Source organism: Saprospiraceae bacterium (assembly GCA_016709995.1).
Classification (GTDB): domain Bacteria; phylum Bacteroidota; class Bacteroidia; order Chitinophagales; family Saprospiraceae; genus JADJLQ01.
Window position 1 is genome coordinate 778771 of the sequence record JADJLQ010000001.1, and the last position, 12370, is coordinate 791140.

General features: G+C 43.5%; 9 protein-coding genes. All 9 read right to left on the reverse strand.

The genetic code is table 11. The features are described 5' to 3' along the window. Positions 1 to 28: 28 nt before the first annotated feature. On the reverse strand, positions 29 to 1516 hold the full coding sequence (locus tag IPJ09_03305; protein ID MBK7370460.1) for a TSUP family transporter: 1488 nt from the start codon (positions 1514 to 1516) through the stop codon (positions 29 to 31). Continuing rightward, the gene (locus tag IPJ09_03310) at positions 1485 to 2168 is read right to left on the reverse strand and encodes a DUF2490 domain-containing protein (protein MBK7370461.1); all 684 of its coding nucleotides are present in this window, start codon (positions 2166 to 2168) and stop codon (positions 1485 to 1487) included. Before IPJ09_03310 ends, IPJ09_03305 begins: the two co-directional genes overlap by 32 nt. 12 nt (positions 2169 to 2180) lie before the next feature. Next, positions 2181 to 3176 carry a porphobilinogen synthase gene (gene hemB / locus IPJ09_03315; protein MBK7370462.1) on the reverse strand — a complete coding sequence of 332 codons (996 nt, stop codon included), beginning with the start codon at positions 3174 to 3176 and terminating at the stop codon, positions 2181 to 2183. Further along, a complete protein-coding gene (gene hemA, locus IPJ09_03320) occupies positions 3137 to 5884 on the reverse strand; it encodes a 5-aminolevulinate synthase (GenBank protein ID MBK7370463.1) in 2748 nt (915 codons plus the stop codon). Before hemA ends, hemB begins: the two co-directional genes overlap by 40 nt. Positions 5885 to 5894: 10 nt before the next feature. After that, the gene (locus IPJ09_03325; GenBank protein MBK7370464.1) at positions 5895 to 7568 is read right to left on the reverse strand and encodes an NADPH-dependent assimilatory sulfite reductase hemoprotein subunit; all 1674 of its coding nucleotides are present in this window, start codon (positions 7566 to 7568) and stop codon (positions 5895 to 5897) included. An 86-nt stretch (positions 7569 to 7654) separates the two neighbouring features. Next, positions 7655 to 9334, reverse strand: coding sequence for a flavodoxin domain-containing protein (locus IPJ09_03330; GenBank protein MBK7370465.1), 1680 nt, complete (start codon positions 9332 to 9334; stop codon positions 7655 to 7657). Next, the gene (gene cobA / locus IPJ09_03335) at positions 9324 to 10142 is read right to left on the reverse strand and encodes a uroporphyrinogen-III C-methyltransferase (GenBank protein ID MBK7370466.1); all 819 of its coding nucleotides are present in this window, start codon (positions 10140 to 10142) and stop codon (positions 9324 to 9326) included. The genes IPJ09_03330 and cobA overlap by 11 nt, the downstream gene beginning before the upstream one ends. Before the next feature lie 13 nt (positions 10143 to 10155). Beyond that, positions 10156 to 11409, reverse strand: coding sequence for a sulfate adenylyltransferase (locus tag IPJ09_03340; GenBank protein MBK7370467.1), 1254 nt, complete (start codon positions 11407 to 11409; stop codon positions 10156 to 10158). Between the two features lie 34 nt (positions 11410 to 11443). Continuing rightward, complete coding sequence (gene cysD / locus IPJ09_03345) at positions 11444 to 12352, reverse strand: sulfate adenylyltransferase subunit CysD (protein ID MBK7370468.1); 909 nt, start codon at positions 12350 to 12352, stop codon at positions 11444 to 11446. Positions 12353 to 12370: the final 18 nt, after the last annotated feature.

A 12370-nucleotide genomic window follows, 5' to 3' on the forward strand; every position in this document is an offset into this window, starting at 1 on the left:
CTTGATAAAACTCATGTTTGAAAAAAACCTACATGGTCATCAATATTCTCAAACTCCAGATGATGACGATGATACCCAATAAAATGTAGGAGGTCTTTTTAGGTAGTTTTCCTACGAATTGTGCTGCAATAGGAGCTGCCAGCAATCCTCCAATGATCAACCCCAATATGGTCTTCCAATGACTCATACCTAAGAGCGTGAAAAAAGTAAATGCACTGGCCATAGTGACAAAGAATTCAGTAAGACTCACTGACCCGATCACATATTTAATGCTTCGTCCCTGATTGACCAGTGTACTGGTGACGATAGGTCCCCAGCCACCTCCACCAAACGAGTCCAAAAATCCTCCAAACCCAGCCAAGGTCCGGTAATATCTAAATTTTTTCTTAGGCTTGGGCGCGGCAAATGCATTGATAAAAAACTTTACACCTAAAAAAAGCGTGTAACAAGCCATAGCCGGGCGCAACCATTTGAATTCGGCATTGCCGAAATAGACCAATATCAATGCACCGGCTACGGCACCAACTACTCCCGGGATGACCAGGGCTTTGAAAAGTTTTTTATTGACATTGCCAAATTTGTAATGGCTGTATCCCGATGCTCCACTGGCAAACATTTCCGCGGTGTGAATGCTACCACTGATCGCAGCAGGACTGATTCCTGCGGAAAGCAATACAATGGCACTGGTGACACCGTACCCCATGCCCAGAGATCCGTCTACCATTTGTGCAAGGAACCCTGCCGCTATCATGATATAAAAGCTTTTGTCCAGGTGGGTTACTATATCAAAACCTCTATCGGATATTTCTTTGAGATTGATGACGGAGAATAAAAAATAACCGATCAACATCGAGGCAAACACCAGCAAGGACAGGCTGGCTATCCTTCTCCATTGGCGGGCTGCTTTTTCATTTTTTTGTTCCACCATGACTTTCGTGATATCATTCAACACCTTGACTTTGTATTGAAAGTCTCCCGTAAGATTTTTTCTAATTTCATGCAGATTCATGATGGTGGTATCGAGTGAATCCGGCAATGCATGATTCAGCATCTCTTTGATTCGTTTGGCTGCCGTGGGTGACATGCCGTTAGTGGAAATAGCCAGCTTGAGATGACCTTTTTGAACTACGCTGGACAAATAAAAATCACAAAGGTCAGGACTGTCAGCTGTGTTGACGAGCAGGTGGCGTGCGGATGCCATGGATCTGATGTCATGATGCAATTGTGGGTCATCCGTAGCCAGGAAAATAAGGTCCTTCCCGTCCAAGTCCCCAGGCTCAAATTTTCTCTGAATGATTTTACAATGGGGATGTGACTGTACCAAAGTGATGATCTCAGGTCTGATGTCTGGGGCGACGACTTCAATATTTGCTTGCGGCGAATTTGCAACAATGGCGTGAAGTTTTTCGAGGGCAACATTTCCACCACCTACGATCAATGACTGAATCTCAGAGAGCTTCACAAAGATGGGGAACAAGGTATTTTTATTGCTGGAGGTGGACATGTCGTTGTACATTTTTAGAAAGGGCAATAGTATAAACATGCTGATCGTATGCTTTTCTCATAGAATAAAAATATCCCAATGTAATCCCATAACCCTTTGAGGACTGATAAGCTAATAGGGCATATAATCTTACCTGATCCAATAGAATCTTTTCCCTGATAAGATTTTCCATCCATTCAGGCCCTAGTTGAAGGTTCCAGTTTTTAGAAAAGCGATATCCGCCTAACAATCGATATTGGAAACGGAGGGAATAATAAGGATCTCTGGTCGATGTTTTATCAAAGTGTTTCTCTTCCAGCCTGAATCTGTGATTTAATATCCATTTATTTTTCAATGGAGAAAGACGATAAACATCCTGCCACAGTCTAACTTCATGACCGAATTCGCGGGTATCTTTTGCAAAAGAAATTTTGCTATTGAAAAAACCAACGCCGCCTGCCATGCTCCAATGCCGATCGAGGCTGTATCTCACTCCGGTGCGAAAATAATTTTGATAGTACCTAAAATCAGATCCTATGGTCCTATATCCAAAATCCGTCACCGATGCCCATTGCTCATTAAGTTTTACGGAGACGAGTATGGATGCCCATTCACCGGAAGGGGCTTGTTGTGCCCAGCTAGTTTTTGCCAATATCACCAGAAGGGTAATCGAACAGATTCTCATACGGTGAATGTATTAATATTCATAGTTTTCGATCCATTTTTTAGCTTCCATTGCTGCATAGGATATGATGATATCGGCACCGCTACGTTGTAATGAACTCCAGGTTTCGAGATGAGCTTGAGCCCGATCTATCGCACCCAGATGGGCCATCGTCTCAATCGCTGAATACTCCCCACTCACATGGTAGGCTGCCAGGGGCATTGATATCCGTTCTTTGATTTTAGATATGATATCCGTGTATAAGCCAGCTGGTTTGACCATCAGAATATCGGCTCCTTCTTCCGCATCTCGAATTGCACAATTAATCGCATCCGAGGTATTCAAAGGTGAAAGCTGATATGATTTTCTATCCTTGAGTATAGCACTGTTTGGTGTAGAATGGCAGGCATCGCGGAAAGGCCCGTACCATTGTGATGAAAATTTTGAAGAGTAACTCATGATCACGACTTCTGTGCGATTTGCAGCCAATAATTGCTTTCGGATAGCTTTGACTCGGCCATCCATCATATCACTGGGTGCTACACAATCAACTCCTGCTTGCGCTAGTGTGGCAGCATAATCAGCCAACACCTGGACTGAATCATGATTGAGTACACTGTCGCCCGCTGGACTCAGGATCCCACAATGTCCATGCGTGGTATAGCTACACAAACAAAGGTCTGATGCCAGCCAGATGTCTTGACCATAAGCAGCCTTGATAGCTTGGACCACATTTGATGCAAAAGAAAAATCTGATGGTACCGACGATTTTAAAGTAGGGACTGGAAAGATTAAGAACTTACTAATACCGGAATCTAAAGCATCATCAATAGCTTTGAATATCGAAGATGGCGTTTCCACTTTTACACCATGCATATATTTTACCAGCCTGGGTTCTTTCAAATCTTGCTCAACAAATAATGGTAAAATAAAACTCTGATGTGACAGCCTCATAGGATTGACCAGAGACCTGATGAGTGCATTTGATCTCAAGCGGCGCAATGCGCTTGGGAATAGTCCTTTTTCCATTGATTAAATGCATTGATGGTGGGAAAAATAATTGGTTCGATGCCTTGGGCTCTCAGCGCTTCAGCGGTTTTGCCAGGCAGACAGGCATGTAGCTGGTCAGAAGTCAGGATGGATTTTACTGCATCGTAGTGTGCATAACAATTCCAAAAAACCAGTTTAGCAGCAGTCAGCTTATATTTATCGATCAGATTAGAATGATAATTGATCTCATAGGTTCCAAAAGCCTGATACCCTGCCTCAGACCACCTGGCAGCGGATTTAGAGTTGGTCAATAAAAGCATTTCCTTAGGGTCAACCCCGACTAATTGAGTTTTTAATAAAGCTTCAATAGATTCAAATCCCAAAGAGTCAGCGCATCCCTCTACCCAAAGACCCTTTGCTGCCAGTTTTATCCACGTGGCAGTACCTGCTGTCCAGATTCTATGACCTGAGAGTGTTGATATTTGAATATCGTCAATGGAAGCGGCATGAGAAATAAATAGGTTATTATTATTAAGTAGCGTCGAATCCAATGGATGATAAGACCTCATCGGTATATAACCCAATTCATCAGAAGAAACCATATCACTGGGTTCGATGTCAACCGCTGGGATATTCAGACCAAGCCAATCTTCAAACTCGTTGCCATTTTCTGCAACTCCTTTGGCGAGATAGACGGTTTGATGATCGATCATAAAACTCGAAACTCCAAATTTCTGGATACAGCCGCTCCCGTATTGATGTCCGATTCTTTTTTCTTCTGTGCAGATCACATTTAATTGCAGGTCATTGATTTTATTCAAGACTTCGACAGCCAATTCATTTTCAGGCAAAGCTTCCGCCACAATCGCTCCCTGACATGGTGCTGGAAGGCAATCTATCATGGGTAGCACCATCCACTTTTTATCAGCCAGGAGTGATTGAAAAAGCATTGATTCATCACTATTCAGCATTCGGTGAATACCCGCCACGGCGAGTATGATCCCATCGTATTGGCCACTATTTAATTTTTGCAGTCGGGTATCGATATTGCCTCGGATTGGCATTGGGGCCAGGTTGATTTTTTTTCCAAATTGAGGTAAGGCTTTAGACAAAAAACTGAATGCCATATGCTCCCTGCGAAATGAACACGTGCCGATACGAATGGGTACGCCTGATTTTAGTTTGTTCATAATATCAGGATGAAAAATGGCCATGTCTCTTTTTTCATCCCGATCGACCACAGCAAAATGATTGCTCCCAAAAAAATGGTCACTACTCATGTCTTTCAATGAATGGACAGCGATGTCTGCCTCCCCATGGCTTAGATCCATGAAGATGTCTTCTGTAAAAAAATCTGAACCTTCCAGCGTATGCAATGGAATCTCACTCAGCTGATCTCCTTTGCTTTCTTTGTATTTTATTTCAACCTCTACCAAAGGGACACAACGCTTTATTTTGTTTTTTACGAGGTCCAGTTGAACTTTAGAAAGCCTGGATCCTCTTCCGGTGAGAATGATTTTTCTTTTCAATACTTTGTGAAGTGCTTGTACCAGCGCAGCAATGTCAGCAGGACAATGCCTGGGCGTAATCGTGACCCGGAGGCACTCCTGACCCTCTACTACTGTTGGTTGATTGATGGGTTGAAGGTAGATGCCGTAATCTTTTAGAAGCCTATCAGAAATCTGTTTGCATCGTTTAGCTTCTCCAATGTGAATGTTGGTGATATGGGTATCCTGACCGGTAAAAGGTATCCCGTGATCAGTTAACGACGATCTGAGTAAGTTCACATTATTAAAAAAGTTTTGACGGAGCTCACTATTGGAATCTATCTCTTCAATACTAGTTAAAGCGGCAGCACATATAGCCGGAGGAAGCGAGGTGGTAAAAATAAATCCACTTCCATAGCTTCTGATGAAATCTATCCACTTCTCTTTGCCTGCCAGGTAGCCGCCAAATACTCCGATAGCTTTGGACATAGTCCCATTGATCAGCGTAGCGCTATCTTCGAGCCCATTGGCCTCTAATAGCCCAGCTCCATGAGGTCCATACAAACCAACAGCATGGACCTCATCGATATAGGTAAGGCAATTAAATTTTCTGGCCAACAAAATTATTTCCCTAAGTGGAGCAATAGACCCTGAGATGGAATACACACTTTCAAATACAATAATTTTAGGGGAGGTCTCTGGCAGTGAATTTAATACAAACTCCAGGTGATCGAGATCATTGTGACGAAATACAATTTTTTTATTGTTCACAGCTCGCATACCCTCTATCATGGAGGCATGATTTTCTTCGTCAGAGATAAATACCAGGTCAGGCAAATGTCTGCCCAAACTAGTTAAGGCAGTTTGATTGGCTTGATAGGCACTGTTGAAGACCAGCGCTTTTTCCTGACCATGCCAGGAGGCTAGTTTTGTTTCCAATAGTTGGTGATAAACGGTGTTTCCAGATATGTTTCTGGTACCTCCACTACCGGTACCAGCTACAGTACTTGAAGAAATGATTCGTGCTATATTGCCTGGATGGGTGCTCATCGCAAGATAATCGTTGGTACACCAATTGACCGCTTCCTGTTTGCAACCTTGTGCATCAAGGTACATAAACCGAGGAAATGTATTACTGTCTTTTTCGATAGTCAGAAATTGACGATATGATCCATTTGTTTTCAGGGCATCTAATTTATCTTCGAGAAATCTATCGAAGTCAAATGAGGCGGGCTTAATATTTGGATCGTTTATGTTCATCTCGGTTAGGCTATACTTGAGGGCTTACCAAATCCGGATATGCATGGATAAAATCTCCAAAAGAAGCATGATTATTCTTCTCCTTACTGTATTTTTCTAACAGCGGATCGAGAATATTAAGGATGGTATCTTCATCTACTTGTTCGTAATATTTGGTATTAAGACGCATGCCTAGACGATCACCCCCTAGGTGAAGATTATAGTGGCCGTAGGATGTGCCAATCAACCCGATTTCCGCAACATAAGGCCTTCCGCAACCATTTGGGCAGCCTGTCATCCTTATGGAGATGGGATCTTGATCGAGATGATATTTTTTAAGGATAGGTTCTATTTTTCCAACCAGAGTTGGTAGATATCGCTGACCTTCGGCCAGAGCCAGGGGGCAAGTATTTAAGGCTACACAAGCGATGGCATTACGCCGGATGGGCGTAGCCTCGAGGGTGTGAACTACCATACCGTATTTGACCAGGATCTTTTCTATAGCTGATTTGTGTTCCGGCAGAATATCACTTACGATGAGTTTTTGATTGGCAGTGAATCTAAAATTGGCTTTACCGGTTTGTGCAATTTCGTACAAGGCAGTTTTTATGGCGACTTTTTCATCGACGATACGACCATTTTCGATGAAGGCTGTGAAGTACCATTTGCCTTCATGATTTTGGTGCCAGCCAAAATGATCGGTCCGATCTGTAAAAGTATGTGGCCGTGCTTCGTCTAATTTAAATCCACATCTCGATTCCACTTCGGCTTTGAAATTTTCAATGCCCATTTTGTCTATGGTATACTTCAGTCGCGCTTGTTTGCGGTCAGCCCGATTGCCAAAGTCGCGCTGGACAGTGATGATCTCATAGATTGCTTTTAAGGTTTTTTCTTCGGTATCAGTAAACCCAATCACGGTACCTAAGCGAGGGTAGGTGTCTTTGTTGCCATGGGTAGTACCTAATCCGCCACCGATGGATATATTGAATCCAAGCAACTTATTGTCCTCAATAATTGCGATCAGGCCAACATCGTTGGTATACACATCTACATCATTATTTGGAGGAATGGCAATGGCTATTTTGAATTTGCGAGGCAAGTATCGATCCTGGTACAACGGATCTATTTCATCTTCCTTTTTTAATAATGGTTCACGATCAAGCCAAATCTCATAATATCCATTGGACTTAGGCATGCCCATCGCACTGATCTTGTCAGCATACTTAAAGACCTCTTCGTGTACCGGGCTTTCTTTTGGATGAGCGCTGCAGATGACATTCCGATTGACATCCCCACAGGCGGCGATACTGTCGAGCCTTTGCGTAGCAAAAGATTTTAAAGTCGGTTTGAGATGAGATTTAAGAATGCCGTGCAGTTGAATGGTTTGTCGGGTAGTGATTTTTATTACTCCTGTACTGTGCTCACCGGCGATATGATGCATAGCCACCCATTGAGCAGGAGTCAGAAATCCGCCGGGTAGCCTAAGTCTGATCATAAAGGAGTATAACCATTCAAGTTTTTTCTGCGAACGGCTTTCTCTCAGATCACGATCATCCTGCTGATACATGCCATGATGTTTTATGAGCGTTTGATCATCTTCACGCAGGGCACCTGTGAGATGGTCTTCAAGGCTTTGCTTGAGCGTACCTCGCAGACCATCGCTATTGGTTTTTATTCTCTCAGCAGGAGTTAGATTATTTGACATGGGTTCTTTTTTTTAAAAATATTGATGCCGGTATAGGTTAATAATATTGTTACAAGTTCAGTTTGCTTCTTTTCAAAGATTGAAGATCAGTACACATCGGCTTTATAGATTCCAGATTCTTTGAGGTCATTCCAGTATGCTTCAGATTCCGGAGCGCTCTTGCCGCTGTGTGCATAGATGACTTCAATCATGGCTTTTTCTACATCTTCGCTCATCGGTGACCGGGTACCACTGACGAAGATATGGGCGCCATTTTTGATCCAATCATAGAGCTCCTTGCTTTTTGCTTTGATTTTATCCTGTACATATATTTTCTCTTTTTGATCCCTGGACCAGGCCAGATCTATCTGTTGCAAGGTCCCGCTGCTGGCATATTGCTGGATCTCTGTCTGATAGAAAAAGTCCGTAGTAAAATGCTGTTCTCCAAAGATGAGCCAGTTGCGACCTGATCCTCCGGCAGCATCACGCTCTTCTATAAATGATCGCATCGGAGCTATACCGGTGCCAGGCCCGATCAGGATGATATCGGTATCCGGGGCAGGGAGTCTAAAGGATTTGTTGCGGTGAATATAAAAATCCAAAGCACTGCCTTCTTCCAGGGATGACAGCATATCGCTGGCGAGTCCAAAGCGCTTTTCTTCTTCGATCGTGAAAGTGTTTTTACCTACCAGGATATGGATCTCATATTCCCTGACCTGGGGCGATGAACATATGGAGTATAATCGGGGAAGCATCTCCGTCAGTGAATGTACAAATTCGATAAACTGAGCTGGTCGTGTCATAGGATAGATCCGCATCAAATCCAGCAAGTCCATCCTTACCTTTGGTATGGCTTGTCCTACGATGTCCGCATATTTCTGGACCTGAGATTCTTTGAGATGGCAGATATTTAATTTATTGGTCAGCAGATCCATCAGGGTATGACCAGCTCCTTTGTAGGGGATGTTTAAATTAGGGTCGACTGGTAGAATTGCAAATAACTTCTCTAAAGTCTCCTCATTATTTTTAGGCATTACCCCCAACGCATCACCGGGTTCGTAAAGGATGGGTTCGATGGTTTTGATTTCAATATGATGGGTGCGCTTATTGGAGCCCGCTGCATTGAGATTGATATTGGTTTTGATGATGCCAGCATAAAACTTTTTACCTCCTGATGCCTTGGGTGCCTGCACAGCAACCGTTTTGATTGGTTCTGTTGGGAAGGACTTGAGGTAAAGGTCATACCAATTGGCGGCATCAGCCTGATAATCTACATCACATTTTTGAATTGGAAATACAGCGGTTGCGCCTAACTCAATCAGTCGATGATGTACATCCTCTCCGGCCTTACAATACATGGGATACGAAGTATCTCCCAGAGCGAGCACTGCAAATTCCAAATCAGGATATTTTTGATCTGTGCTCATCAGATGATCAAAAAACTTTTTGGCACTGGGTGGTGGATCACCATCACCATGGGTGCTCAGGATGATCACCAGGCTTTTTTCCTGCAGGAGATCTTCAGCTTTGTAGGTGTCCATGCTGGCGACTTTGACTTTAGCGCCTTGTTTTTTGCCGGCAGCATTAAACTCCATGGCCAGCTTTTTCGAATTGCCTGTGTCAGTGCCATAGAGTATAGTGAATCTTTTTTGAATGACAGCCCCGGAGTCTTTTGGCATTGATGTGGAGATCAATCCTGAGATATAGCCATTGATCCATATGAGCTCTTCTTTGGAAGTCTTTTCAATAAAATCGTTGAGTGTCCTGAGTTTTCCTTCAGATAACATGGATTGAAATATTTTTTGTGATGGAGTTGATTGGTTCGAACAGGGTGTGGGCATCCGGTGATATCTCTTGTGCCGATTGTAATGAATATTGCAATATGTCACCGATGATGATGATTGAAGGTGATTTGAATGCCAGGTCACCCTGATGAAAGGCTAAAGAAAATAAAGTGTAAAAATGGTTTTGTTGCATGGGACTGGTAGCATCTTCTATGATCACCAGTGGTTTCTCCGGTGAGGCACCGTATTCCAGTAATTTTTTAGTCAATAGTTTTAGAGCGGCAGTAGACATATAAAAGACCAGTGTATCCTCGGTCAAGGCCCAATGCTTTAACTCCACTTCGCCCGGTGGTTGAGTAACAGACATACTGTGATACTGCACACCAGGTGCTACACCCCGACCGGTGAGGCCTATCCCTAAGGAAGCCACAGCTCCTGAAGCGGTGGTGATACCGGGTATGATTTCGTAGGTAATTCCATGATCGGAAATGGCTTTGATCTCATCGAAGACATTGCTATAGATCGCTACATCGCCTCCCTTTAGCCTAAGTGTTTTGAGGCCAATCATGGCTTTAGCGATCAGCAGTTTATTGATATCTGCCTGATCAGTAGATTCTTTTTGATAAGCCTGTTTACCTACAAAAATGATTTCGGCCATTTGGGAAGCATATCGGCGAAGAATCTCCGGATTGACCAACCGATCCACAAGGATACAATCACACGTTTTAAGACATTCTACCAGCTTCATAGTCACCAAATCAGGATCTCCCGGTCCTGCACCTGCAAATATGATATGAGGCTGTTGTTTCATTTTTGTAAAAGGCTTAGTTCAAAGGTTGTTGAAACAGTATTGCTGCTACCGTTTTATGACTGGTTTCATCGATCAGGATGGCACTTCCTGTAGCTTTGGATTTTTCATAAATATCATAGGCGAGCGGTGAAGCAGTTTGCAGAGAGATATTGGCTACCTGGTTTAGCTCGAGTTTGTCTATGCCTGTTTCTTGTTCCAATGAGTTTACATTGATTCGGAAAGGAATGCCTTTGATGGCTGCTTTCACCATACGGCTGTGCTGCTGCAACATATATTTATTGCCTATGGTCATCGGTTTTTCATCCATCCAACAGATGATGGCTTCGTGCATTTTGGTGACATAGGGTAGCTCATCAGCCTTGACGATCAGGTCACCTCGGCTGATATCGAGATCATCTTCCAGGTGAATTACAGCTGGTTCGCCGGCATGGATCTGCTCCACTTCTTTTCCGTGATGCTCTATTTTGGATATGGCAGAATTCAATTCATTCGGGAGTACGATGATTTTATCTCCTTTGCGGAAGCCAGCGCCTGATACTTGTCCGGCATAACCTCTGTAGTCGTGCAATTCTTCGGTTTGGGGTCTGATCACATATTGAATCTGAAATCTAGCATCACCGGTATCATCTGCTTTGTGTAATTCAACATTTTCCAAATAGGGCAGGAGGGCAGGGCCTTGATACCAGGGCATCTGCTCAGACAAAGAAACTACATTGTCTCCTCCAAGCGCAGAGATTGGAATATATTGTACATTTTTGAGTTCTAGCTTCTCTGCAATCTTCGTAAAATCTGCTACGATCTGATGATACACTTGTTGATCAAAATTTACAAGGTCCATTTTATTGATCGTCACGACGACATTGGGTAGCTTCAGCAAAGAGGCTATGATGGAGTGTCTTCGGGTCTGCTCGATCACACCTTGCCTGGCATCGATCAATAATATCATCAATTCCGAATTGGAAGCACCGGTGACCATGTTGCGCGTATATTGTATATGGCCAGGAGCATCTGCGATGATAAACTTGCGAAGTGGACTGGAGAAATATCTGTAAGCGACATCGATGGTGATGCCTTGCTCGCGCTCTGCCCGCAAACCATCGGTCAGTAGCGCCAGATCGATCTGGGTAGTTTTTCTGGCTTTGGATACTTTCTCTAATTGTTCTATTTGATCTATCCAGATATTTTTACTGTCATAGAGTAGCCTGCCGATGAGGGTGCTTTTGCCATCGTCTACACTGCCTGCCGTGATGAGTCTTAATAATTCCATATTGCGATCAGCTTACTTTTTGGTTGGGATAAGATTAAAAATAGCCATTGATTTTACGGTCTTCCATGGCAGCTTCCGTCTGACGATCATCGATACGAGTCTCTCCGCGTTCACTGATTTTGCTGGCCAGGATTTCAGCGATTACGGTATCCAAGGTGCTTGCCTGGGATTCCACGGCGGCGGTGCAGGTCATATCACCCACTGTACGATAACGCACGGTTTTGGTCAGCCTGATATCGCTTGGTTCTAGTTTAATAAATGGAGACACAGCTATTAATTGGCCTTCATAAGCTATCACTTCGCGCTGATGGGAAAAATAGATGGAGGGTAATGGAATGTTCTCTGCCCGTATATAATTCCAGACATCGATTTCCGTCCAATTGCTGATAGGAAATACTCTTACGTTTTCACCTTTGGTGATGCGACCGTTGAAGATATTCCACAGTTCAGGCCGTTGTAGTTTGGGATTCCATTGGCCGAATTCATCTCGAACAGAAAAAATCCGCTCTTTAGCACGTGCCTTTTCTTCATCTCTCCGGGCACCACCGATACAGGCATCGAATTTAAATTCTTCGATCGTGTCGAGCAGGGTATGGGTCTGCAGCCAATTTCTGCTGGCAAATTTGCCGGTAGGCTCAGTAAGGTTTTTTTGTTTGATGGTATCTTCTACTTTTCTTACGATCAGCCTCGAATGAGTCTGCGCCGCCAATAGATCCCGATAGTCCAGAGCTTCCTGAAAATTGTGTCCGGTATCAATATGCACTAACGGAAAAGGGATTGGAGCTGGACTAAATGCCTTGATCGCAAGATGCACCAAAGTGATAGAATCTTTGCCACCGCTAAACAGCAGAGCAGGTCGCTCAAATTGGGCTGCAGTCTCCCGCATGATATAGATACTTTCTGCCTCTAGTTCTTTGAGGTGCGTGATATGATGATTGTTCATATAGTTATTTCTAATTGA